Genomic DNA, 23,455 nt, shown 5'->3' with positions numbered 1-23,455 from the left:
TTTATTCTTAATCCATATAATGGAAGAAAGCGGGAAAAATGTTAAAAACTAAATCATATCTTGATGGCAACTCTGTGATGGTGGAATTACCAAAAGTAAATGGACAGCAACCCCCAGTAGATCAGGAATATAAGGTAATTTATTTTGAGGATGGGTCGATAGTTTTACAGCCAAAATTAAAAGACCCTTTTAAGGATCTTCATGATGGCGAGTATTATGAAGCAGATGAGTGGGAAGAAATTAATCCTTTAGGAAATGAGTTATTGTAATGAGTGAAGAAAAAAATTATATTCCTGAAAAAGGTGACATTGTGTGGATTAATTTCGACCCTTCTACGGGCAAAGAAATTGAAAAAAGAAGACCAGGATTAGTTGTTTCTCGTTATGAATTTAATCGAACGACTCTTTTTGCAATTATTTGTCCAATTACGACAACGATTAAAGATCAGGCCAACCGTTATTTGCTGCCGGATGAAATTCAAACTGCCGGACAGGTGATAATTTCACAGCTTAAGTCGTTAGATTTTCAAAAAAGGGAATTACAGTATATTGAAAAGCTGCCAGACTATGATGTTTCTCAAATTGAAGAAGTAATTGAATATATTTTCTAAAGGAGCAGTAAATGTGTGAAATTTGTCACCGCATCGATCAGATCAAATCAGGAACGAATAAATATTTAGTGCGGGAGCTAAACACGGGTTATGTAGTGATTGGAGATCACCAATATTTTAAAGGCTATACTTTATTTTTGTTTAAAGAACATCAAACCGAACTTTTTCATTTGCCAAAAGCTCAAAAGTTAGAGTTTCTAAATGAGATGTCATTAGTTGCTGAGGCTTGCAGCAAAGCTTTTAATGCCGATAAAATTAATTATGAACTTTTAGGCAATGGGGACACTCATCTGCATTGGCATTTATTTGCGCGGCGTAAAGGAGATCTATCACTTTCAAATTCAGATGTTTGGCCTTTTTTTAAGCAAGTTGAAAGAAATAATCCAGCTTCTTCGGGGCCAGTGTGGTGGCTAAATCCAGAGATAATGTATGCTGAAGATAATGAACCCAATGATGATGAATTATCAGAGATGAAAAATCAGCTTAATTTAGCACTCGATGAAGTTTTAAAGCAAGAAAAAACTCTCAGTTAAGCTTGAGAGTTTAGTAATTCGTTTAAAGTTTTTTGATCAATCATGCCGGTTGTTGCACCAAGGCTTTCAGTATTTTTACCGCCAGTAATATTACCACACATGACACATTTTGAAATTGGATAATCATTGGCGAGCCCGTAAACGAAGCCTCCGACAAAAGCATCTCCGGCACCGGTCGTATCGACAACGTTAAGACCATGAAGAGCAGGAACCAGATATTGTTTATTGTCTTTTGTGTAAGAAGCACCGAGGCTGCCTTGAGTTGTAATAATTTTATTTAAATCTAGATTTTGATTTTCTTTTAAAATCAAAGCAGCTTCTGTTTCATTAGGCAAGAGATAATCGACATAAGGTAAAATGCGAGTTTCAAATTTATCAACGGGAGCTGGATTAAGAATTACAGTTTTGCCGTGCTCGTGCCCCCATTTAGCAACTGCAAAGTTAAGACTGGGGGCAATTTCACATTGTAAAAGAATTAAATCAAACTCAGCTAATTGGTTTTGAATTTGCTGCTCGTATTCTGGAGTTGATTCCATGTTACAGCCGGAAAAAACCATAATTCGATTGTCTTGTTGGAAATTAATAATTGTGGCAAAGCCAGAGTGAAGATTGGAATGAGCGATTACAACGGGCAGGTTTTCTTTTTTGAAATTATTTTCCATTTTCTGTCCGTTGTCATCTTTTCCTAAACGAGCAAAAAATTTAACATCCCCACCCAGTCTTTTGACAGCAACTGCTTGATTGGCTCCTTTACCGCCGAAAGTATATTGGTAATTTTTACCGAGAACGGTTTCGCCAACCTCTGGGAAGCGGTCTAACGTGAGCATTAAATCCATATTGGCACTGCCGACCACTGCAATTTTTTTCATTTTAAGTGCTCCTATTCGTTATTTAAGATCAATATAACAAACAAGGTTATGCGAAACAACTTCAAAAATTTAACTTAACTATTTAGTAACTATTTGATTACGCAAAAGAATAATGAACAAGGTTATTACAAGGACGCCAACTCCTCCATAAGGTAAAGTTCCAACTCCCCATTTTCCCAGTAAGATTCCGCCTATTGTGGTACCGAGGGTTGTTCCGACATTTCCTAAAGAAATAAAGAGCCCATTAGCTAGGTTTAAGGCTTCAGGAATGGCTGAAGAAATTAAATATTGTTGAATGTTGTTGCCAATGCCATAAACGGCGCCCCATACTAAAACCAGAATCAGCATTAAAATCCAATTTTTGCTTAAAAGCGGGTCAAGCACATAAATTGTCCCTAATACAAAAGGGAAAAGGATCATAAATTTCTGTGGAAAATTTCCAAGACCAAATCCAGCAATTAAATTACCGAGAACACTTGTAATACCAAAAGCAAAAAGCGCAGTACTTAACTGATTAGCATTAAAATGAGCCACTTGGCTTAGATAATCAGAGATGTAGCTATAAACCAGGGCAAGTGAAGTTTCAACAGCAATAGTTCCAGCACCTGAAAGCCAAAGAGATCGTTTTTTAATTACTGATTTTAAAGATATTCTTTTTCCTGATGAGCGCTTAATAGTTTTCTTTGGTAAAACTATGGTGTTTAAAATTACGGCTAAAAGACTTACTAGCGCGAAAAAATACATTGCAGCGCTATAAGATAGATGATTAGCAATGATCGTGGCGATAGGAGTTCCAAGGACCATGCCGGAAGATACGCCAATCATAACGCGAGATACAGCTTTAGGTGAATCTTTAGGAGCAACGGAACTGCTTGCTAAAGTTAAAGCATAGGAACAATATACCGGATGAAAAACTGCTGGAATTAGACGGGCAATAATAGCAATTGTGAAATTACTAGCAATTGCTGATAAACAATTTGCCAAAACAAAAATCCAGAGAGTTAACAGAAGAATTTTTTTGGTTTCAAATCTGCTAAGAATAACGGGCATAATTGGACCAGAAATTGCAATTACGATTGCAAATAAACTTACGAGTAATCCTGCATCCGAAATGCTAACGCCAAAATGGTGTGCAATAACGGGTAAAATTCCAACAATTCCGACTTCAGTATTTAAAATACTAAAAGTTCCAAAGGCTAAAGTGAAAATTAACAACTTTTTTGGCTTCAAAATAATCTAAGACTCCTTATGTTTTTGTTGTTAACATCTTAGCTAACGATTTCTTCAATGTTAAATGCTTATAAGTAGTTGAAAACGATACTTATTTGGCATAATATGTTGCTGTGAAGGAAAGGATTTTTAATGGAGACAAGGATTTTAGAATATTTTTTAAAGGTGGCACAACTAGGTAATGTTTCAAAAGCAGCCCGTGAGTTACATGTAACTCAGCCCAATCTAAGCCGGCAAATTCAAAAATTAGAAGAAGAATTGAAAGTGCAGCTTTTTGATCGGCAAAATAGAATGATGATTTTGACGAGTGCAGGTATAATTTTTCAAGAAAGAGCCAAGCAGATTGTTGATTTAACAAAAAAGGCAGCTCATGATGTGCTGCCAGAAGATGATTTACGGGGAGAAATTGCAATTGGTTGTGTTGAGTCAAAGATCGACAGTTTCTTAAGCAAAGCGATGATGTCCTTTAGGGATAAAGCTCCGCATGTGCAATTTGCATTATATGATGCAGATTGTGACGATATTAGAGAAAAAATTGATCGCGGAATCCTTGATTTAGGATTTTTGTTAGCACCCGTCGAAGTTGCAAAGTATGAATTTATTAATTTAGAAATTGAAGATTATTGGGGCATCGTAGTTCCTAGCTCAAACCCGTTGACTCAGAAAAAGGAAATTAATTTAACCGAACTAAGTTATCTGCCTTTAATTGTCCCAAGACGAACAATAGTCAAAGATGAAATTATGTCTTGGCTGCAGGAGCCTGAGCGTGAATTAAATATTGTAGGATCTCAGAATTTGGTTAGCAATTCTTTGCCGCTTGTAAAGTTGGGCTGGGGCTTTGTAATGTGTTCTGCCGGATCTTATCTTGCTCGGCCAGTGGATGGTCTAACTTTTATTCCTATTACTCCGCGAAAAGAAATTGAGCATCTTTTGGCTTGGCGGAAAAATTTTGTAATGACACCAATAGTTAGAGCCTTTGTAGATTTTATTAAACAAAATTATAAATCTTTAAAACAAGATTGAAAGCCTTTTCTTTTTGCGTTTTAATTAAAGTATCATAGGAGGTAGGTAAGATGTTAGATTATACAAAAGATTATGAACAGGCTGATGAAGAATCAGCAGTTTTACAAGCTGCATCACCAGAAGAAATGGCGAAATTTGGTGAATTAGTCCATACTACGATGAAGCCAGGAGCATTAGATACCAAAACAAAAGAAATGGTTGCATTAGGCATTGCCGTGGCAGTTCGCTGTGAAGGCTGTATCAGAGGACATGTAAAAAACAGTTTAGAAAACGGCGCTACAATTGAAGAATTAGCAGATGTGGTTAACGTTGCAATTCTGATGGGTGGTGGTCCTTCAACAGTATACGGTGCTAAGGCATTATCAATTGCTAAATATTTACAAGATCAAAAATAAAGAACGTTTTACTCTAAGCGTTCTTTTTCTTTAAGACTTAACCCTTTAAGAGCGGGAATTGAAAACATCACACAAAGACTAGCAATGTAAAGGATTGAAAGAAATCCCATCGTAACCGTCAGATTCGAGTGGTCCATTAGAAATCCGATGACTACTGAAGAAAATCCGCCGATTGCGCGGCCAACATTGACGATTAAATTATTAGCAGTCGCTCTAATATGAGTAGGATATAGTTGAGAAATGATTGCACCGTAGCCGCCAAACATTCCGTTTGAGAAAAATCCTAAAACAGCACCCGCTAAAATTAAGGTGATTTCATTATTTGCCAGCGTGATTAAAAATACTGATAATGCAGAACCGATTAAGAAAATGCTGTATGCCATTCTTGGACCAATCCGATCGAGAATAGTTCCAAAAACCATCATCCCGATTGACATTCCAATGATGGTAGAAATCATCCAAATCGAAGAACCAGAGACATTAATATGCAGCTGTTTTTGCATAATTGAAGGAAGCCAGTTCATTAAGCCGAAATATCCAGCAATCTGAACGATTACCATAAACATGAGGGCAATAGTTTGATAAGCTTGTCTGCCGGTGGTAAACAATTCGCTCAGACTAATTTTTTCTTTACCTTCGTCCGATTCTTTACTTGCTAGAAACTCGGGACTCTCCTGTAAGTTATGACGAACCATAAAGGCAAGAACTACTGGCAGCAATCCAACTAAGAATAGAGCATTCCAGCCAAATCTAGGAATAATAATTGCAGCCATGACTGCGGCAAAAATTGCACCGACTTGGCCGCCAATCGCAGCAACACTAGTAATTCGTCCCACTTTATTTTGCGGAAAGTTCTCAGCAATTAAAGCAATTCCGACTCCATACTCACCGCCAGCACCGATTCCTGCAATAAAACGAAGAATATAAATTACCCAAATGTTTTTTGCAAAATACATTCCAGCGGTCGCGAAGGCAAAAATAAAGATCGTATGGGAAAAGGTTTTGACCCTTCCAATACGATCTCCAATTAAACCAAAAATAACGCCGCCAACCAACATTCCTAGGTTGGTGATTGATGAGATAAGACCTGCTGCAGCACCACTGATCCCGAGCGTTGCGATGATAGGCGTAAGAGCAAATGACAAAAACATGATATCCATATTTTCTAAAGCAAAGCCCGCACTAGTTGACAGAACTGTCTGCCGTTGGTTGCGGGAAGTTTGTTGATGATCCATATCAACCCTCCAAATATTTTAAGTTTAATTGGCATCCTGCGCAGATTGCACTGCGAAAAATTTTACCACAAAAAAATTACGGCGCAAGTATTTTTTTTACTTGACCAAGCTTAATTAGTAGCGTAACCTTGATAAAAATAAAAACACTTTTGGAAGAACCCGTGTGGTCAAAAGTGTTATTAACTTGTTAAGAACTTGACACGGGCGGTCATAGTTCTTTTTTTGTGCGGAGGGAAAATGAAAAAGCCAGTAATTATCGCACTAGATTTTGTTAGTGCAGAGAAGGTTTATGAATTTTTAGAGCCTTTTTCTAAAGAGAGAGATTTGTGGGTCAAAGTTGGGATGGAGTTATTTTATGGCGAAGGTCCAGCGCTTATAACTAATTTAAGAAAACGGGGGCTGCATGTTTTTCTTGATTTAAAACTTTATGATATTCCGCACACGGTAAATCAAGCGATGAAACAGATTGGCCGCTTAGGAGTTGAAATGACAACAGTTACGGGTCTTGGTGGAGCTCAGATGATTCAAGCTGCTAAAGATGGCTTATTATCAGGAGCTAGTGAAGCAGGCATTGTAACTCCTAAACTTCTGGCAATTACTCAGCTGACCTCGATGACTGAAGTTGCGATGCATGAAACATTACAAAATGATCAGTACACGATGGTTCAGTCGGTGGACCACTTAGCCCAGTTAGCAGCTAACAATGGGGCAGATGGGGTCATTAGTTCTGCGCTGGAAGCAAAATCGATCCACGAGCGCACTTCAAGAGAATTTTTAACGATTAATCCGGGGATTCGACTCGAAAGTGATGCTAAAGATGATCAGGCACGAGTGGTAACTCCTGCAAAAGCTGCAGAATTAGGAAGTAATGGGATTGTAGTTGGGCGTTCGATTACTCAAGCTAGTGATCCGCTTAGAGCGTACAAACAAGTAAAATTAGAATTTAAAGGAGACTCAGACAATAATGGAAATTGAACAACAAATTGCAAAAGATCTTTTGGACATTAAAGCCGTAACCCTATCGCCTGATGAACCATTTCAGTGGGTGAGCGGGATTAAAGCACCAATTTATACAGATAATCGCCTGACCATTGGCTATCCTGAAATTCGTCTCCACATTACAAGCGGCCTTGCACGTTTAATTATGCAAAAGTATCCAACAGTCAGTGCAATTGGCGGCGTTGTAACAGCCGGGATTCCCCATGCTGCTAGTGTGGCCGATCGATTAGGGCTGCCGCTTTGTTACGTTAGATCACAGCCTAAAGATCATGGTAAAGGAAAACAAGTAGAAGGTTACCTCGATAAAAATGCAAAAGTTGTTCTAATCGATGATTTGATTTCTACCGGCGGCAGCGTTTTAAAAGCGGCAGAGGCATTACAAAAAGAAGGATTTGAAGTATTAGGCGTTGCAGCCATTTTTACTTATGAGCTGCCAGCTGGCAGTGACAATTTTAAAAAGGCTGGTTTACCGCTAGTAACTTTAACTAATTATTCAGCTTTAATTGAACAGGCTGAGAGGTCAAATATTTTGACATCAGATGAAAAAGAAGATCTCCTTACTTGGCGCAAAGATCCATGGGGCTGGCGTTAATAAAATGAAAAATATTTAATCTGTTTGAAATTTCAGACAGATTTTTTCATATTTATAACATATATCCTTAACCAAAAGTAGTGTATGATATCACTACGATGGAGGAAAGATATTGTTGAAGCAATTTAATAAAATTTCAGACTGGACAATTCAATTAAATCATAAAATTTGTACATTTAGGCCGTATCAGGCGATCATTCAGACTTTTTCAACACTTTTTCCTTTCATTTTATTAGGTGCGTTTATGAAATATATCCATCAAGCAGTTTTCACTCATGATGGATTCTTTTCTAATATTTATCACATTGATCAGTGGTTTCCGATGTATCGGCAAGTAGGCATAATTCTTAATGGGCTTGAACTGATAACCGTCAGTATGACAGCATTGGTTGCTAGTCTATTCGCCGCTAAATATTTAGCCAAACGCTTTAAGGATGACGAGGATGTAGTTGGCATCTGCGGCCTTTTGGTAACTTTTCTGCTTAATTTTAATTACGGGATGTTAGAAAATCCAATGGGAGATAATCGAAGTCTTTTGTATTTTAATAACTTTGATTTTAGATATGTTTTTATCGGGATTTTAACTGGAATTATTGTAGCTTATTGGTATCACGGATTAGTTTGGGTTAGAAAGCATATTTGGAAAAATTATCAGCACGAGAATGGTTTTGTTGAACGGGGAGTAAAAGCTATTTTGCCCGTGACAATTATTTTAATTGTGATGGCATTAGTAAGTTTTGCTTTAAATATTTCACCCCAAAAGAACTTGACTAATTTCCTTAGTAACTTGCTTGGCATTCCAGTATCCAAATTCAAGCATACGATGATATTTATTTATTTTATTTCCCTCGTTAATGGAATATTCTCATTTATTGGTTTATCTGGATCTTTAAGCTCAATTACGATGGGAATAAATAGTCAGGCAAGTACTGCCAATTTAGATTACGCGCTAGCCCATAAAGATTTATTTAAAGTTCCGAACCCGGTTACGATGCATACGATGTATGAAACTTATGGTAATTTTGGAGGGACAGGTTTAACTTTAGGGTTAATTGTGGCAATTTTATTTTTCTCGAAACGGCGTAATTTGCGCCAAGTTGCATTAGGCAGTCTAATTCCCAGCAGTCTCGGTTCGATCAGTTCTCCGATGATGGTAGGAGTTCCAATTTTTTTCAATCCAATTCTTTTTATTCCATATATAATCTCGCCTTTAATTAGTATGGCAATTGCGTGGATTTTTATTAATTTTAAATGGATGCCGCCAGCGGTATACGGAACACCCGCAACGACTCCGAGTTTTCTTTTAGGATTTTTAGGAACCAACGGCAATTGGGTTGCACTTTTTGTTAGTATTTTGTGTATCGCAGCTTCTGTTGCAATTTATTATCCATTTTTAAAAATATTAGATCGTTACTATTTATCATACAGTGAAGAAGAGGAATTAGGTCTAGAATGCAAATAAAACGTTTATTAAAATATGCGGGCATTTTTTTAACTGTCTTGATCGTCTTTCTTGGCCTTACAATTCCAAGCTATAACTGGATGCGCGATAACGTTAAATCGGCACGAGATGTCCATAATTCTCGGCTTTCACCAGTAATTTTTATTCCGGGAAGTGATGCAACAGTCGACCGTTTTGATAATCTTTTTAGTGAACTTAACAGCAGTACAACAAAACATAGCGTTATTAAAATCACAGTTCAAAAAAATAATACTTTGACGGTCACGGGGAAACTGATGCCTAGAGATCTTCAGCCTTTCTTTGTTGTTGGATTTAAAAATAACTCTGACGGTTATGACAACATTAAAAAGCAGGCCAAGTGGTTCGATGTTGCAATGAAGTATTTGCGAAAACACTATTATTTCAATAACTTTTCGGGGGTCGGGCATTCTAATGGAGGTCTGATTTACACTCTCTATTTAGAGAAATATTTTAGTAGCGATGATCTGGGAATCAATACGTTAATCACTATTGCAACACCTTTTAACTTTAATGAAGCCGATAGCGAAAAAAAGACCCAGATGTTAGCCAATATGGTCGATGATCGTAAATCCATTCCGAAAAATTTAGTGATGTATTCAATTGCCGGAAGCACTAATTTTACTGATGATGGAATCGTTCCTTGGCAGAGTGTCGAAGCAGGAAAGTATATTTATCAAGATCAAGTCAAGAATTATACTCAAATCACTGTTACGGGCAGCAAGTCAGATCACTCAGATTTGGTTCAAAATCCGCAAGTTGTACAGATTATCCGCAGCAATGCGCTTTTGAATAATTTAAGAATTCAAAATCAAACCGATATACCGCCAAAACATCATCCCCAGAAAAAAGAAGGCTCAAGTAAGACCGAGAGCAGTTCAAAATCTAAAAGTTCAAGCAGCAGCAAGAAATAAAATAAGATGATCTTAATTTTTAATAAAAGGTAAAGAAATTTGGCGTTTCCATAAAACAATGGAAACGTTTTATTTATTATGAGATGATAAATAAACTAATGGAGGAAAGCCAATGAACAATAAGACCAAAAATCCCAATTTTATTACACTCTTAATTCGTAGTTTTATTTTGACCCCTTTAATTGTTGGTTCGCTTGGAGTTGTAGGTTTTATCTGGTGGTGGGCTATGATTCCAGCAATTCTTGTAAACATTTACTACTGGTATCGTTACAATAGAAGATATGATTCTGTCGATTGGAAAGCTCAAATTATAGCACAATTTCTAGCAGTAATTTATTATCTAGGAGTATTTGCGGTTGTTCTTTTGATCAAGAAATATAATTATTTGGCAATCCCAGGTAATTACTTTGCTAGTATTTTTCCTTATAATTTATCTGCATTTTTGGTTTGGGGTTTTAAATTGTTAGATACCCTTCCGTGGATGTTTCTAGCGAGCTTCTTGTCAAGTTTGGCTGGGTTACTTGTGTATCGAATTAAAGCACGTAAGTTTTTTAAATTCACCTTACAAAACGCTGCCGTCTTGGTAGGGATCGTCTTAGTTATTTTAGTTCCAAGCTTTCTTCAATTTGAACGGGGCGCCCGATACCTTGGCTTCTCGCCTGATTCAGCTGATAACCTAACTGATTTAAATATTAAGCAGTACCAACCGTTCACAAGAAGTGACAAGTTGGTTTCTTTAGATCGACCGTCAAAAGTAAAAATAAGCAGCAATTATCCCAAAATTAACGGAGCTACTGCCCTCTATCCAACGTATGCGGCAATGGTACAGGAGCTGTACTCAGGAGTAACGGAAAAACAAGCTGAACAGCTAGTAAGAGTAGATTCAACGCCAGTTGCTTTTGACCGCTTAATTCACAAAAAGGCCGATTTAATCTTTATGGCTCAGCCTTCTAAGTCGCAAGAGCAAGAAGCTAAAAAGGCGGGAGTGAAACTAAAAAAAGTCAAGATCTGCAGTGATGCTTTTATCTTTTTTGTCAATCACAAAAATCCAGTTAATAATCTAACTGTTAAACAAATTCAAAATATTTATCAAAGAAAAACGACTAATTGGGCTAGTTTGGGTGGAAGTTTTATTCCAATTCAAGCTTATCAGCGTTCAGAAGGATCTGGGAGCCAAACTACAATGAAATCTTTAGTGATGAAGGGTCAGCCATTAGCAACACCAATGAGATTTCAAGCGCCGGGAACAATGGGAGAAATTATTGATGATGTGGCAGGATATGACAATAGTAATAACGCCATTGGTTATTCGTTTAGATTTTATGCCACTCAGATGAAATTACAACATGATGTTAAACTTCTAAAAGTTAATGGAGCAGCACCGACTATCAATAATATTAAAGATGGGAAGTATCCTTTTGTCGCTGATTTTTATGTCATTACCCGCAGTGATCAAACCCCAAATACGAAAAAAATTGTATCTTGGCTTACAAGTGACGAGGGTCAAATTTTAATTAACCGCAGTGGATATGTTGGAAATAAATAGAATTTTTAGTTATGAATACGTATAAATCATAAGTATTGGATATATAAATAGGGAAGCTATAAGCTAGTAGTAAAAAACGTGGAGGTTCAAATGAAAAAGAAGATTGTTACTATTTTTACGGCACTCCTATTACTATTAGCTTTAGTTCCAGAATCACAAAGTGTTAACGCTGCAAGTAAGAAAAAGTGTACCCCGATTGTGGTTATAATTAAAAGACATCGTTACCATGCTTGTCTGAATAATAGTGTTCCAGCCAAGCAGTTAGCCAAAAGATTACCTTTAACTTTAAAATTTTCAGCAATGTCACAAGGAATTGACGAAAAAATCAGTGATCTAGCCAAACCACTGAGTACAAAAGGGACTCCTGAAGGTGCTGATCCAAATCCGGGAGATATTGCTTATTGGTCTCCTCAGCCACGGTTAGTTCTCTATTGGGGCGATGTAGATTATTATCCTGGAATTCATCTGCTTGGTAAATTTAGTAAAGCTGATCGAGTAAAAGCAATTAAGGCCTTAAAACAGCAAAAACATGATTTTAAGGTTCGAATCATTAAAAGATAGCATCAAAAAAGGTCACCTTTTGGGGGTGGCCTTTTAAAATAATTTTCATTGACGGGAGAAATTATCGATGATGTGGCTGGGAATGTTCTAATTAAATAGAATTTTTAGTTATGAATACGTATAAATCATAAGTATTGGATATATAAATAGGGTAGCTATAAGCTAATAGTAAAAAATGTGGAGGTTAAAATGAAAAAGACAATTATTACCTTTTTCACAACAATCTTAGTACTATTAGCTTCAGTTCCAGTATCGCAAAGTGTTAATGCGGCAGCTGAAAGCAAAGAACAAAGCACCCCGATTGTGGTTATAATTGAAGGACACCATTATCATGCCGTTCTAAATGATAGTGTTCCAGCGAAGCAGTTAGCTAAAAGATTACCTTTAACTTTAAAATTTTCAGCAATGGCACAAGGAATTGATGAAAAAATTAGTGATTTAGAAAAACCACTGAGTACAAATGGGACTCCTGTGGGGGCTGATCCAAATCCGGGAGATATTGCTTATTGGTCTCCTCAGCCGCGATTAGTTCTCTATTGGGGTGATGTAGGTTATTATCCTGGAATTCATCTACTTGGTAAATTTACCGAAACCGATCGGGCAGAGGCAATTAAAGCTTTAAGGGATCAAAATACTGATTTTAATGTTCAAATCTTAAAGGATAATCCTTCCAGTCCAGTTAACACGGTAACTCCTCTTCGAGGCGAAGCAAAAATCGTCTACAAAAAGGGATATGGCGTTAATCTTTGGAAGAGTGCAAGTACAACTGGCGGATTTTACCCTGGACGTAAATTGAAGCACGGAACTAGGTGGAAGGTATCTGGCAAACAGAATGGCTTCTACCGAGTAGGTAAGAACCAATGGATCCAAGGCGCCTACGCTAGTTACAAATCTTATTAATCAAAAAAGTAGAACTCAAGAAATCGGGTTCTACTTTTTTGGTGCAGTAATTTTAACAAATCAAAAACTGGAGCATCTCGGACTGATAAATCTCAGTCGAGAGCCCCAGTTAATATAAATACTAACTTCTTTAAAATAATTTAGCACTGTTGCTGTCGTAAGGACCGGATCCTTGATAGGCTGCACGAATCATAATCCGATCAACTTCGCCCTCAGTTGGAGAGGCGCAAGTGATCAAGGTGAGGGTAGTTTCACCCTTGCTGTCATAAACCCAATTAACATCGGTTTTGTTAATAATTTTCTTATAGTAAGCTTTGTATTTGTATACCCGTTTTAAATCAGTGATATAAATATAGTCGCCATTGCCAACATTCTTTAAAGGGGAAAATAACACCCCTTGATTAGTCATATAATGTCCTGCTAAAGCAAAGTTTCCTTTGCCCATGGTCTGATCAGGTTTCATGGTTCCGGCACCAAGCGAAAGGTTGTTATTATCTAGTCCTTTTAAAATTGGTAACTTCATGTGCACTGAAGGGATAGACATTTTCCCAATCGTTGGGACTTTATAGCCGCTAATCATGCTCATGGTTACAGTTCCAGTACTTAAAGCTTTGACTTTGTCAAATTCGTAGGTAGCTTTAGCGGACTCAGCTTTTTTGATTTGTTCCCGATTCATTTCTTTCATTGTGTGGGAGGTCATCTGTTCAATTGAATAGACCTTAAGCTGTTCATTAAAGACTAAGAGCAGTCCCAAGATAAGCATAATGAAAATTAAAATATTAATAAGCCAATTTAAACGGCGTCGTTTCTTTATCAATTTTTGACCCTCTGAGCATATTTTACCATGGAGGAAAAGTTTCACTATGCAGGAATTTTAAAAAAGAATCCGGGTTTTGTCAAAATAGTTAAAAATTAACGCTGTTTACTAGATTCATCTTCTTTTGTGAAATTGCTCAGAGGAGGAAGTTTAACTTTCTGAGCTTTTACTTTTTGAGAATCACTGTTAATTTTAATTTGATAAACTTGTGATTCGTGGAATTTAGGGGAGACGACAAAAATGTGCTCACGAGCTGGATTATTAAGCTTGAATACAGCAATTTCCACATTATGATTATCATGAATATTAATTGTATCCCCTGGTTTGGCATGTTGCGGAATCAATACGCCCATTGCGGGTTTATCTTTGGAAAGTTTTTCTGAGCGTTCAATAATAAAAGTTTTATCTCGTTCATGGAGAATTAAGGGGTGATGACTTTCTACAGCAGCAGCTTGAACTTTGTTAGGATTGATTGCCGCTTCAATTGAAGTAGCACCTGTAATTGTGATCATGGCTCCGGTGATAGTTAATAATCTTTTGATTGAATTCATAATTGGCCTCTTAATTTTTAAAGTTTATAATTCGTTAAGTTTTTTACTTAACAAGTTAAGAATAAATAATATTTTTAACAGAAAAGTGAATCATTTTTTAAAAATATTAGAAAAAAGTTAGGTGTAAAAAATCTGAATCATTTAAAAATTGCGCTAAATGGTAAAATGTTGAAAGAAAGACGGCTAAATTGTGGCGAAAGAGAGAATTTAAAATGAGTAACTTATTTGAAACAGATCCTTGGCATTTAATTACCGGTAAGTGGGATTCAGAAAAAATTAAGGATTACGAGCAGGCGTTAACAGTAAGTAATTCAGTAATGGAAATAAGCGGGGCGTTTGAAGAAAACAACAATAAGGTTAAACTGCAAAATATCTGGCTTTCTAAACCAGCACCAACGGCGAAAGGGTATACCGGTTATCAAGCTGAATTTATTGATCTTAATAAGATTGAAATTTTAATCAATGATCAAAAAATTGACTTTGCAGCTGATCAAATTGAAGATTTTGTTCTTGATCTTGATTTACATAATGGCTTGTTAACTAGAAGCTTCGTGGTTATTCGAGACAACATAAAATGTCACATTTGTTTTAAAAGATTTCTTAGTGCAGCAAGACCCGATCTATTTGTCAACCAGTTAGAAATTCATAACCTTGGTACTCGCCCGCTTGAAATTGAAATTCATTCAAGTTTGGATACTTACTATAATGAAGAAAGTAAAGAAAATGATTGGGAAATTTTAAGCAATAATTCACAAGGAAATGCTGGATCATTAGTTTTAATTACCCGTTCAAATGATTTTGGCCTGCCACGATTTATGGCTGGTGCGATGGCACATTACATGACTGATCTGCGCTCAGCAGCAAGTACGGAGTTCTCTAATTATAAAGCAGAGAATTGGTTTCGCGGAACAATTCTGCCTGATCAGAAAACTTATTTCGAGAAAAGGGTCGTTGTTGTAACTTCACTTGATCATGCATCTGATCAAGAAATTTCAAATAATTTGATGACTGAAAGCGATGAAGCTGATAACTTAACCTTCGATGAATTGTTAGCACAGAATACTGAAATTTGGGAACAAAGATATAATCAAGCAGATATTATAATTGAAGGAGATAATGCGCTGCAGCAGTCAGTGCGGGTTGATACATTTCACTTGTTATCTGCACTTGGAGTCTTAAAACCTTTGAGTTGGCTCGATGAAGCTTTTTATTTACCAGCTATTATAGAAACCGGTCATTTTAAAGAGGCGCAAGATCTGCTTAATGAAAGGGCTCGTGAGCTCTCTGCACTTATAGAAAATGCAAAAGTTACTGGAGTTAACGGCATACTTTTACCAGAACTGACTTTTGATGGCTTTGAAAGTGAACCTAATCCTGATATTGCCTTATTTGGGGTTCATCGAACCGCTGCCTTGGTTTTTGCAATTGCGCAGTATTTAGAATTTACCGATGATGAAGAATGGCTTCAAAGTACGGGTAAAGAGCTCTTGATAAATTGTGCAAGGTATTGGCAGATGAGAGTCCAATATTCGGAATACCGGGAGCAATACGTAGTTTTAGGAGTAAGCGGTCCAGATCAATATGAAATGAATGTCAATAATAATTGGCTGACCAATTATTCAATCAAGTGGGGATTACAATACATTCTTCAAACAATTCCAGCAGAATTTGATGAGGGATCGACCAAAGAGTTAACAAATATCGCTGAGAAAATGTATCTGCCTGAATTTGAAGTGAGTGGTTCTTCTATTAAATTAGAAGACGATGAATTCTTACAGAAAGATCTTTCGAAAATTGCTGAGAAGCTGACAATTTTTGATCAGCCGATCGCTAAGAAGTGGTCTAAAGACCAAATTGCCCGTTCGCCGATCATTGAAAAGCCGGATGTTTTTATGGCGTTCTATTATGATTCATTGAACTTCAATCAAGCAGACGTTAAGGCAAATTTTGATTTCTACCAGAAATATTTAGTCCATGATACTGATATTTCTAAAGGATTAACTGCGTTGACTGCGGGATTAGCAGGTGAAATAGATCAGGCACTTGAATTATTAGAATCAGGCAGCTCTCAGTTTACTTCATTTAATAGATATAAAGCAGCGGTGACACGTTTAGCAGTGAGTCGAGGATTTTTAGGCTTACAAGTCCAAAATGAAGGATTGGTTTTAAATCCGCAGCTGCCAGAGAAATTATTATCCTACGAAATTCCATTGATCTATCAGGATCGATTTCTGAGAATTAAGGTGGAATCTAGTAATTGTCAGATTTTAATGAAAAATGGTTCTGATTTGACACTAAAAGTTAATAATAATCAAAAGGTCTTGTCAGATGGGGCTTCAGTTGACTTTCCTTTGTGATAGTGCCAGAAAAAGAAAATAGTTTATCAAATTTTGGTTTGTAAAATGTCAACTCGTTGTTATAATTTACTTGTGACAATAAATCAATGAGGGGAGGCACTCGATGATTTTTACTAAGAAAGCATCCATTAGAATGCGGAAGATCATTGTTGCTGGTACCCTGGTTTTTGGTTTAACTGTCTTCACCGTTTCAAAGAGTAGTTTTGCAAAATCACTTTTAGACGGTGATCAGGCGACAACATCTGACACGAGCAGCTATAAAGTTACGAATAAAGACTCTGCACTTTTAGTAAAGGTCGATAATACGAAACATTATGAGAAGCCGAAGACAGATGAAGTTCCAAAGACACCAACAGATGGAGGAATTCAGGTAAAGAACGCTAGTTATGGTAATTTACCACAGACCTCTGATGATGTCAGTGGAGTTTTGCCGATTATAGGAGCAACCATGATCGTCGGATCTTTTGGTTTGTTGGTCACTAAGAAGAAATACAATCTTCTGTAGTAAAAAGGCAAAAAAACAAATTTTTTTATTTGTTTTTGAAGCCACAAAATAAATAAGCATGATATCATGTTTATTGTAAGTTGTTTAATGTAAGTGTACTGCTTACAAAATATTATATATTTCTCATTTGGGAGGAGAATACTAATGAATTTTAATAAAAAAGCTCTTTTAGCTACTGCTGGCGTTGTTGCTGGCGTATTGGCACCTGCTGCAGCAGTTTTCGCTGCTGATGGTTATGACACTAATGGTAACGCAGGTTCAGGTATTACATTACCTGTTTACACTTCTGGTGAATCAAATGCTGCTTCAGGAACAGCAAAAGCTTATTCTGTAGCATCAGTTTACATCAAGACTGGTTTCTTGCAGTTAAATGCAGTTCCTAATTTCCACTTCATGCCTAGTTTTGCTGGTGGAACTTCAAACTTATTGGATAATGACAAAGGTGAATATGCTGGAACTCAGTATATTGATGGTGTTCCAAAGCCTGGTCAGCCAGCTACTGGTTTACTTCAAGTTGCAGATTCACGTACTTCTGGTAGTGGTACTGCAAAAGCTGGTTTGAATGGTTGGAAATTGTCACTCTCATTGGGTGCTTTCCAACATAAACAAGGTAGTGGTACTGTACCTACTGGCTGGGCTTTAACAGTAAACCGTAGCGTTGGTGCACAGAATGCTGTTGCTAACAATATTCAGAACTTTGCTCCAATGGCTGGTGTTACTAATAACTTGCCTACACCTACTGGTGCAGACACAACATCTCCTGCAAAAACATTTACTTCAGGTGGTTCTGATACTGATTTCTGGACTGCTAATGAGCATCAAGGTGTTGGTGTTACTAGTGCAATGTTTAACACTCCAACTTCAGCTAAATTAGAAATTCCAGAAGGAGTTACAGATGGTGGTTACTATGCACCTCTTACCTGGACATTAACTGCTGGTGTTTAGTAGTAAATATAGATAAAATCAAGATCAACGAAAGTTGGTCTTTTTTTTTGCCTAATTTTTGGTTGCTTATTTTTTAGTTAATAAATAAAAATGTTATTATATTGAATTTAATAACGAAATCCTATATTATTAGCAGTGTGTTTAAATAAAAATTACCGGAGTGTATTTATAAAAAAAAGATAAATTAATATAGCGCTTATTGGTGCCTCGTTTACAGGATTGCTTTGTGGATTAACTTTAGCAAGCCAAAAAGTTAATGCGGAAACCGATATTAATTTTGGTAATACGCCGAGTGGAGCTATAAAATCTACTAATTCAAATCTAACTCGTGATTCTCAAAATCCTCAACAACCACTTGGAAATATTGTTGAAAGTGGTTTATGGGGAACTAGTAAATGAGATTTACACAGTAATACTGATGATACTTACACTTTATGTTTGCATAAAGGGACTTTGGAATCAGGAGGGTTAAAAAGATTGCTTTATTATTATTATAAAGTAACGAGAATCGAAATTGATCCCGGTGTTATTGCACCGACTGACTCTTCTTACCTATTTAACGATATGAATAATTTAGAAGAAATTGTGGGTTTAGAGAATCTTGACACTTCTAAAGTGACCAATATGAAAGCAATGTTTAGGTATACTAAATTACAAGAAATTGATATTAGTAAATGGGATACTTCTAATGTAACGGAAATGGATCAGATGTTTATGGTAAATTATTATTTGACTCACGTTAACTTAAACAATATTGATTCTTCTAAAGTTACAACTATGTATCAGATGTTTGAGGGAGATACAGCGTTAACCAATTTAAACATAACTAATCTCAATACATCTAATGTAGGCGATATGGGCAGAATGTTTTACAACTGTACTTCGCTTAAAGAGTTAGACTTAAGTGGATGGAATAATTCAAAAGTTTATTCGATGTATGGAATGTTTGGATTAAATACCACTCTTTAAAAATTGAATTTAAGTGGATTTAATACATCAAGTGTTAAATACATGAATTATATGTTTTACAGATGTAATTCACTGGATGGTTTAGATTTATCAAGTTTTGATACATCTAATGTAGAAACAATGCAAGAAATGTTTGCTGATTGTTCAACTTTATCTAAATTAAACATAACTAATTTTGATACATCAAAAGTACAAAATGTTGCAAATATAATTTCTTTATGTACTTCACTGACCGAGTTGGATCTTTCTAATTTTGATACCTCGCGGGTTACAAGTGTGGAAGATTTCTTAGCTTATTCTTATAATATTCATCACTTAGTATTAGGACCGAAAACATATATGTTTGGTAGTTATCCATATGATGGTTTTATTCCTGATGTTCCTGCTGTAGGAACCAAAATACTGGGGACTAGTAAACTAGTTAAATCTTCTAATTGGATTGTAACTAATGGATACGAAAAAGGGAAAAAGTACCTTTCTAGTGAATTAATGGGTATGAGGTATCGCGATCAGGTCACCACTTACGATTGGGATGCAGAACCAGATAATACAATTGAAACGAAAGTAGTTACCCGCACAATTAATGTAAATAATCCAGATTACACGGTAAAAACTGAAAAACAAAGTGCAACGATTCAACGAACGGTAACAAATAATCCTGATGGATCAAAGACTTATGGTGAATGGTCTAAAGCACAATGGGAAGAATACAATGTACCTAAGATCCTTGGTTATGAACCGACACAGTCATTAGTTCCAGCGCAAAGTGTAGATGGTAATACGCAAGATAGTACAATTGATATTTATTATGATCCAATGGAATTAACAATTACTGTTCAGTATATAAATAACGGTAAAGTTGTTGGCTCTCAAAGATATGTGGGATACATTGGTGATACACTTACGCCTCGCTATCTTGTTCCAAGAGGCTATGTATTAGACGGGATTCCTCCGAAGACAGTAACGTTTGATGGCGGCGATAATCAAATAATTAAAGTAAATGTAAAACCGAGATAAAATAAATTTTAAATAATTAGCTTTATAGAGGAGTGCTCTTTCAATTGTGAAGGGCACTTTTATTTTTTTAGTTGCAAATTATAGATGATTTTTTTTTATGTTTAAATCTTGATTTTTAATCTATGTGTTATGATTAATAAGGTTAAAAATTCGGAGGTTTTAGTGTAGTGTTAAAACTAAATAAAAAGCAAAGAGTTAATAAATCAAGAGCTCTTTTTTTAATGTTGATCACAATAGTGATGATAGGGTTAAATTCCATTAGTAATTTTAAAATTGTCAAAGCAGATGATGCAAATCCAACGACGGCTAATTTTTTCGTTCAGCCATACTTTGATAATAATGCTTCAGCAGGTGCAGATTATAAGAATCATAATGATGTTTTATGGTATAACAATGTTAAACCGGGCTCAACAGTTCGAACGACGGTTTTGATTACCAATCAATCCAAAAAAGAGCGGAGTTTTCGAATTTCTGCTTATACTGGTTCCACTAACGATAGTGGGGGGATAACTTATAGTGTATTGAAACCGACCATGGATTCTAGTCAGAAGATTGACTTTCGTTCGCTTTTTCCAAATAATGACGTTATTGTTAAAAATCCTAGCTCTGATGTGAATAATGGTCAAGTTGCTGTTTCTTTAGTCGCTAAAATCCCTAATAAAGAATTTAAAGGAACTATTTTAGGCGGTATTAATGTTAAAGCTTACGATCCAACTGAAAAGCAAAGCAAGAAACAGCAGTCTTTAGTTAATAAATTTTCATATGTGATTCCAGTAATATTTAACATTAATTGTTCCTATGAACATAATGAATTCACGGGTAAGGATACACTTCGTCTAGGCAATGTTGTCCCGCAGGTTGAAATGATCGGCCGTAATGCACAGGCAAATATGCAGGTAAGTGTGAGTAATACTAAACCTGGGATTATTTCTAATTTCCGCACTCATACGGTTATTACTAAGAAAGATAATAGTAAAATGCGAACGGTTGCTGATACGGAATCTAACCAGATGGCTCCAAATTCTGTTTGGAAGTATCCAGTTAAATGGGGAGACCAGGCAATTCAGTCAGGCACCTATCACATTACGATGAAGATTAGAGTTGATGGAGATACGCCTGTTCCAGATAAAACATCGGTTAATAAAAAGTACGATTATAAAATGGAGAAAGATTTTACCATTACGGGAGCTCAAGCTGATCAGTTGAATCGTCAAATGGGAATTAAGCCAAATTATCTTTGGCTCTGGATCCTTTTGGGAGTTCTTGCAGTTCTGCTGATAATCCTTGTAGTTTGGTACTTTGCTCGTCGTACTAAAAAGAATAACTCTGTTTAAAAAAAAGAATTTCCTGAATTTAGTCAAAAATACTGGATTCAGGTTTTTCTTATTATATTCATTTTTTGAGGTATGATATAAGTAGTTTATAAAGGGGAAGAGTATTAATGAATTGTCCTAATTGTGGGAAACTTATCCCAGAAGAAGCTCAGATTTGCCCTTTCTGTCTTTTTGTCATTAAAGATTGGAAAGAAGGCAAGGTCATGACTAATGATCAGGGTCAAGTTCTTCCAAAATATGTGCCGGAAAATGAGAAACAAGATGTAATTGATGAAGAGTCAGTAAATGATGAACAGATAAATTCTCGTTCTTTTCAGCATCGAGGCTCGGGAGTTAAGAATGAGCATGGTCGAACACCTTATTCTGCGCATCAGTCTCACAACTCAGAAACTAATACACCAGTTACTAATGAAGAACCAGAACCTTCTATATCTAAGACGATTGAAGAAAAGCCAACGGTTGAAGAGAAGAAGACCGCAGCTCCTAAAGTTGAAGTGGTCCAAAGTGATCCTAAACCTAAGAGTTCTTATTCGACACCCCAAACAGATACGTTTAGGCATTCTAGACGCGCTGATCAAATTCAAACTGAGGCAATTAAAAAGAAGTATAATTCATCTAAGCCGTCAGTGAATTCGTCAACAGAAAATATAGACTCGATAAGAGATTTCAATCAACCGGATTCTTCGGAGTATACAAATACTATTAATAGTAAATCTAGTCAGGGACAATTTGACGATACACCTGTTGATGATATTACTAATGTGAGTTTCGAAGAACCTCAAAAAGAATCTAATAAAAGAAAAAAGGCTGCAAAAATAGTCGTTCTAATTTTCTTGGCGTTAATTATTATTTTAGGAATTTTTTTGGCATTTAACTTTTTAGTGAGAACGACAGTTGGTGGTAAATCCATTGATGTTAAGGATTTTTCAAATCTTAAAACAACAATTGTTAGTAAAGAAAATCAAAAAACTTCTAAGTCAGATCCCAAGAGAATTACAATAAAAATTTCGGGTTATAATCACAGCTCAATTCCCCTAAAAAATTTAGTGATTTTAGCTAATGGGCAAGCAGTTAAATTTCAGACGGACGAGAGTACTGCTGATTTTAACGATGGTCAAGCAGAACTTAACGGCAAAGTCTCTGGCTTAAAACTTTTCTCTAATAATTTATCACTAAGAATAACGAGTGATCAAAATAAGAAGTTATATCAAAGTAAAGAATCTCAAGTGACTTTTCCCTTTGATTTAGCCGGTACTTATTGGGAAGCTAAGCTAAAGAGTGACGTTAATAGCCCTGTGAAAACTGTTAAGTTTAATTTTATTTCAGATCAAGCTTACGAAGAGACAGTAGGTGTAGCAAAAGTTCCTTATGGAGACACCAAAAAAGTTAAACGGTGGACCAGTACAGCACTAACAGGTGCAATAGTTCAAGGAAAGTCCAATGATGGCAGTATTAGATATTTAACCAACCCGCAGCAATTTGTTGAGACGGAATATATTTCTAATTTTCATCAAGGAAAAGAACCAATTACTAGAATTAAATATAAAGGCGGCCAGATACCGGATGATTTGAGTGATTATCGCCATGAACTGCGATTGAAAAATAATAAACTGTATTACTTTTTGACAAGTGACGATCAGCAGGGGAAAACGCAGATCTTTTTGTTAGACGAAATTGAGCCGCATGATTTTACAGCTTTTGCAAAATCTGATGCTCTGCCAGAAGTAAAACAAGAAGGATTAACGGCTCAGCCGAAAGTTCGAAAAGAAGTACGCCAGCGGATTCTGCAAAACTTTACTGATCAATTGTCTTATCAGATGCCAAGTAAGAATATGGCACATTTAAATACAATCTTCTATGATTCTCCTAATGGGGAGCAGACAACAGGATTGATCACCTATCTTTCTGGCGGGAAAGACAATAACTTGATGAAGTTTATTCTTTATCGTAATGGACGATTAAATGTTTATCCATTAAATTCTGGTTTTGAAGTTCCGAAAGCTTATACGATTAATATTTATAAAGATTTGAAAAATAATAATTTTGAAAGCTTTCCTGATTTTAAAAAGTAAC

The 23,455-nt window shown here is 36.1% G+C and carries 25 protein-coding genes; 20 read left to right on the top strand and 5 right to left on the bottom strand.

Annotation, left to right across the window (positions count from 1 at the left end; genetic code table 11):
* The first annotated feature begins 38 nt into the window (after nt 1–38).
* From mazE to R8749_RS09690, 3 genes are read left to right on the top strand one after another with little or no spacing between them, the layout of a single operon-like run.
* On the top strand, nt 39–269 hold the full coding sequence (gene mazE, locus R8749_RS09700; RefSeq protein WP_317696383.1) for a type II toxin-antitoxin system PemI/MazE family antitoxin: 231 nt from the start codon (nt 39–41) through the stop codon (nt 267–269).
* A complete protein-coding gene (locus tag R8749_RS09695) occupies nt 269–610 on the top strand; it encodes a type II toxin-antitoxin system PemK/MazF family toxin (protein WP_317696381.1) in 342 nt (113 codons plus the stop codon). The genes mazE and R8749_RS09695 overlap by 1 nt, the downstream gene beginning before the upstream one ends.
* 11 nt (nt 611–621) lie before the next feature.
* On the top strand, nt 622–1,143 hold the full coding sequence (locus R8749_RS09690) for an HIT family protein (protein ID WP_317696379.1): 522 nt from the start codon (nt 622–624) through the stop codon (nt 1,141–1,143).
* Here R8749_RS09690 and R8749_RS09685 read toward each other — a convergent pair.
* Nucleotides 1,140–2,012, bottom strand: coding sequence for a ribokinase (locus tag R8749_RS09685; RefSeq protein WP_317696377.1), 873 nt, complete (start codon nt 2,010–2,012; stop codon nt 1,140–1,142). The two genes, R8749_RS09690 and R8749_RS09685, sit on opposite strands and share 4 nt — an antisense overlap.
* 78 nt (nt 2,013–2,090) lie before the next feature.
* Nucleotides 2,091–3,242 carry an MFS transporter gene (locus R8749_RS09680; RefSeq protein WP_317696375.1) on the bottom strand — a complete coding sequence of 384 codons (1,152 nt, stop codon included), beginning with the start codon at nt 3,240–3,242 and terminating at the stop codon, nt 2,091–2,093.
* A 132-nt stretch (nt 3,243–3,374) separates the two neighbouring features.
* Here R8749_RS09680 and R8749_RS09675 point away from each other — a divergent pair, with 132 nt between their 5' ends.
* Complete coding sequence (locus tag R8749_RS09675; protein WP_317696373.1) at nt 3,375–4,265, top strand: LysR family transcriptional regulator; 891 nt, start codon at nt 3,375–3,377, stop codon at nt 4,263–4,265.
* Nucleotides 4,266–4,315: 50 nt separating this feature from the next.
* Nucleotides 4,316–4,660: a carboxymuconolactone decarboxylase family protein gene (locus R8749_RS09670; RefSeq protein ID WP_317696371.1), complete on the top strand. Its 345-nt coding sequence runs from the start codon at nt 4,316–4,318 to the stop codon at nt 4,658–4,660.
* A gap of 8 nt (nt 4,661–4,668) precedes the next feature.
* On the opposite strand, the gene R8749_RS09665 is transcribed toward R8749_RS09670, so the two are convergent.
* Nucleotides 4,669–5,895, bottom strand: a complete 1,227-nt coding sequence (locus R8749_RS09665; protein ID WP_317696368.1) for an MFS transporter — start codon at nt 5,893–5,895, stop codon at nt 4,669–4,671.
* A 237-nt stretch (nt 5,896–6,132) separates the two neighbouring features.
* On the opposite strand from R8749_RS09665, the gene pyrF reads away from it, so the two are divergent.
* From pyrF to R8749_RS09630, 7 genes are all read left to right on the top strand, one after another.
* On the top strand, nt 6,133–6,870 hold the full coding sequence (pyrF, locus tag R8749_RS09660; RefSeq protein ID WP_317696366.1) for an orotidine-5'-phosphate decarboxylase: 738 nt from the start codon (nt 6,133–6,135) through the stop codon (nt 6,868–6,870).
* The gene (pyrE, locus tag R8749_RS09655; RefSeq protein ID WP_317698558.1) at nt 6,857–7,486 is read left to right on the top strand and encodes an orotate phosphoribosyltransferase; all 630 of its coding nucleotides are present in this window, start codon (nt 6,857–6,859) and stop codon (nt 7,484–7,486) included. The genes pyrF and pyrE overlap by 14 nt, the downstream gene beginning before the upstream one ends.
* A gap of 115 nt (nt 7,487–7,601) precedes the next feature.
* Nucleotides 7,602–8,948, top strand: coding sequence for a hypothetical protein (locus R8749_RS09650; protein WP_317696364.1), 1,347 nt, complete (start codon nt 7,602–7,604; stop codon nt 8,946–8,948).
* On the top strand, nt 8,939–9,880 hold the full coding sequence (locus tag R8749_RS09645) for an alpha/beta hydrolase (protein ID WP_317696362.1): 942 nt from the start codon (nt 8,939–8,941) through the stop codon (nt 9,878–9,880). Before R8749_RS09650 ends, R8749_RS09645 begins: the two co-directional genes overlap by 10 nt.
* 112 nt (nt 9,881–9,992) lie before the next feature.
* Entirely contained in the window at nt 9,993–11,426 is a 1,434-nt protein-coding gene (locus R8749_RS09640; protein WP_317696360.1) for a PstS family phosphate ABC transporter substrate-binding protein, read from the top strand.
* Between the two features lie 90 nt (nt 11,427–11,516).
* Nucleotides 11,517–11,987, top strand: a complete 471-nt coding sequence (locus tag R8749_RS09635; protein ID WP_317696358.1) for a cyclophilin-like fold protein — start codon at nt 11,517–11,519, stop codon at nt 11,985–11,987.
* A 189-nt stretch (nt 11,988–12,176) separates the two neighbouring features.
* Nucleotides 12,177–12,887, top strand: coding sequence for a cyclophilin-like fold protein (locus R8749_RS09630; RefSeq protein WP_317696355.1), 711 nt, complete (start codon nt 12,177–12,179; stop codon nt 12,885–12,887).
* A gap of 130 nt (nt 12,888–13,017) precedes the next feature.
* On the opposite strand, the gene R8749_RS09625 is transcribed toward R8749_RS09630, so the two are convergent.
* Together R8749_RS09625 and R8749_RS09620 are read right to left on the bottom strand one after the other, a co-directional pair.
* Nucleotides 13,018–13,704, bottom strand: coding sequence for a class A sortase (locus tag R8749_RS09625; protein WP_317696352.1), 687 nt, complete (start codon nt 13,702–13,704; stop codon nt 13,018–13,020).
* Between the two features lie 95 nt (nt 13,705–13,799).
* Nucleotides 13,800–14,255: a hypothetical protein gene (locus tag R8749_RS09620; protein WP_317696350.1), complete on the bottom strand. Its 456-nt coding sequence runs from the start codon at nt 14,253–14,255 to the stop codon at nt 13,800–13,802.
* Nucleotides 14,256–14,467: 212 nt separating this feature from the next.
* Between R8749_RS09620 and R8749_RS09615 the strand changes: the two genes are divergently transcribed.
* The 8 genes from R8749_RS09615 (at nt 14,468) to R8749_RS09580 (ending at nt 23,454) form a co-directional block, all read left to right on the top strand.
* Nucleotides 14,468–16,612, top strand: a complete 2,145-nt coding sequence (locus tag R8749_RS09615) for a glycosyl hydrolase family 65 domain-containing protein (protein ID WP_317696348.1) — start codon at nt 14,468–14,470, stop codon at nt 16,610–16,612.
* Between the two features lie 103 nt (nt 16,613–16,715).
* Nucleotides 16,716–17,117, top strand: coding sequence for an LPXTG cell wall anchor domain-containing protein (locus R8749_RS09610; RefSeq protein ID WP_317696346.1), 402 nt, complete (start codon nt 16,716–16,718; stop codon nt 17,115–17,117).
* A 144-nt stretch (nt 17,118–17,261) separates the two neighbouring features.
* Nucleotides 17,262–18,062, top strand: a complete 801-nt coding sequence (locus tag R8749_RS09605; protein WP_317696344.1) for a WxL domain-containing protein — start codon at nt 17,262–17,264, stop codon at nt 18,060–18,062.
* A 219-nt stretch (nt 18,063–18,281) separates the two neighbouring features.
* Nucleotides 18,282–18,461: a hypothetical protein gene (locus R8749_RS09600; protein WP_317696342.1), complete on the top strand. Its 180-nt coding sequence runs from the start codon at nt 18,282–18,284 to the stop codon at nt 18,459–18,461.
* Between the two features lie 78 nt (nt 18,462–18,539).
* Nucleotides 18,540–19,031 carry a BspA family leucine-rich repeat surface protein gene (locus R8749_RS09595; protein ID WP_317696340.1) on the top strand — a complete coding sequence of 164 codons (492 nt, stop codon included), beginning with the start codon at nt 18,540–18,542 and terminating at the stop codon, nt 19,029–19,031.
* A 42-nt stretch (nt 19,032–19,073) separates the two neighbouring features.
* A complete protein-coding gene (locus R8749_RS09590; protein WP_425613193.1) occupies nt 19,074–20,048 on the top strand; it encodes a BspA family leucine-rich repeat surface protein in 975 nt (324 codons plus the stop codon).
* A gap of 167 nt (nt 20,049–20,215) precedes the next feature.
* A complete protein-coding gene (locus R8749_RS09585) occupies nt 20,216–21,382 on the top strand; it encodes a DUF3324 domain-containing protein (protein WP_317696337.1) in 1,167 nt (388 codons plus the stop codon).
* A 107-nt stretch (nt 21,383–21,489) separates the two neighbouring features.
* On the top strand, nt 21,490–23,454 hold the full coding sequence (locus tag R8749_RS09580; protein ID WP_317696335.1) for a zinc ribbon domain-containing protein: 1,965 nt from the start codon (nt 21,490–21,492) through the stop codon (nt 23,452–23,454).
* Nucleotide 23,455 lies beyond the last annotated feature (1 nt).

The organism is Xylocopilactobacillus apis, assembly GCF_033095965.1.
Lineage (GTDB): Bacteria > Bacillota > Bacilli > Lactobacillales > Lactobacillaceae > Xylocopilactobacillus > Xylocopilactobacillus apis.
Note: the sequence above shows the minus strand (reverse complement) of the source record. Positions and strands in the feature narration are given on the sequence as shown.

Coding starts and splice junctions, on each gene's coding strand:
- mazE (WP_317696383.1), top strand. CDS start 39: ATGTTAAAAACTAAATCATATCTTGATGGCAACTCTGTGATGGTGGAA.
- R8749_RS09695 (WP_317696381.1), top strand. CDS start 269: ATGAGTGAAGAAAAAAATTATATTCCTGAAAAAGGTGACATTGTGTGG.
- R8749_RS09690 (WP_317696379.1), top strand. CDS start 622: ATGTGTGAAATTTGTCACCGCATCGATCAGATCAAATCAGGAACGAAT.
- R8749_RS09685 (WP_317696377.1), bottom strand. CDS start 2,012: ATGAAAAAAATTGCAGTGGTCGGCAGTGCCAATATGGATTTAATGCTC.
- R8749_RS09675 (WP_317696373.1), top strand. CDS start 3,375: ATGGAGACAAGGATTTTAGAATATTTTTTAAAGGTGGCACAACTAGGT.
- R8749_RS09670 (WP_317696371.1), top strand. CDS start 4,316: ATGTTAGATTATACAAAAGATTATGAACAGGCTGATGAAGAATCAGCA.
- R8749_RS09665 (WP_317696368.1), bottom strand. CDS start 5,895: ATGGATCATCAACAAACTTCCCGCAACCAACGGCAGACAGTTCTGTCA.
- pyrF (WP_317696366.1), top strand. CDS start 6,133: ATGAAAAAGCCAGTAATTATCGCACTAGATTTTGTTAGTGCAGAGAAG.
- R8749_RS09645 (WP_317696362.1), top strand. CDS start 8,939: ATGCAAATAAAACGTTTATTAAAATATGCGGGCATTTTTTTAACTGTC.
- R8749_RS09640 (WP_317696360.1), top strand. CDS start 9,993: ATGAACAATAAGACCAAAAATCCCAATTTTATTACACTCTTAATTCGT.
- R8749_RS09635 (WP_317696358.1), top strand. CDS start 11,517: ATGAAAAAGAAGATTGTTACTATTTTTACGGCACTCCTATTACTATTA.
- R8749_RS09630 (WP_317696355.1), top strand. CDS start 12,177: ATGAAAAAGACAATTATTACCTTTTTCACAACAATCTTAGTACTATTA.
- R8749_RS09620 (WP_317696350.1), bottom strand. CDS start 14,255: ATGAATTCAATCAAAAGATTATTAACTATCACCGGAGCCATGATCACA.
- R8749_RS09615 (WP_317696348.1), top strand. CDS start 14,468: ATGAGTAACTTATTTGAAACAGATCCTTGGCATTTAATTACCGGTAAG.
- R8749_RS09610 (WP_317696346.1), top strand. CDS start 16,716: ATGATTTTTACTAAGAAAGCATCCATTAGAATGCGGAAGATCATTGTT.
- R8749_RS09605 (WP_317696344.1), top strand. CDS start 17,262: ATGAATTTTAATAAAAAAGCTCTTTTAGCTACTGCTGGCGTTGTTGCT.
- R8749_RS09590 (WP_425613193.1), top strand. CDS start 19,074: ATGAATTATATGTTTTACAGATGTAATTCACTGGATGGTTTAGATTTA.
- R8749_RS09580 (WP_317696335.1), top strand. CDS start 21,490: ATGAATTGTCCTAATTGTGGGAAACTTATCCCAGAAGAAGCTCAGATT.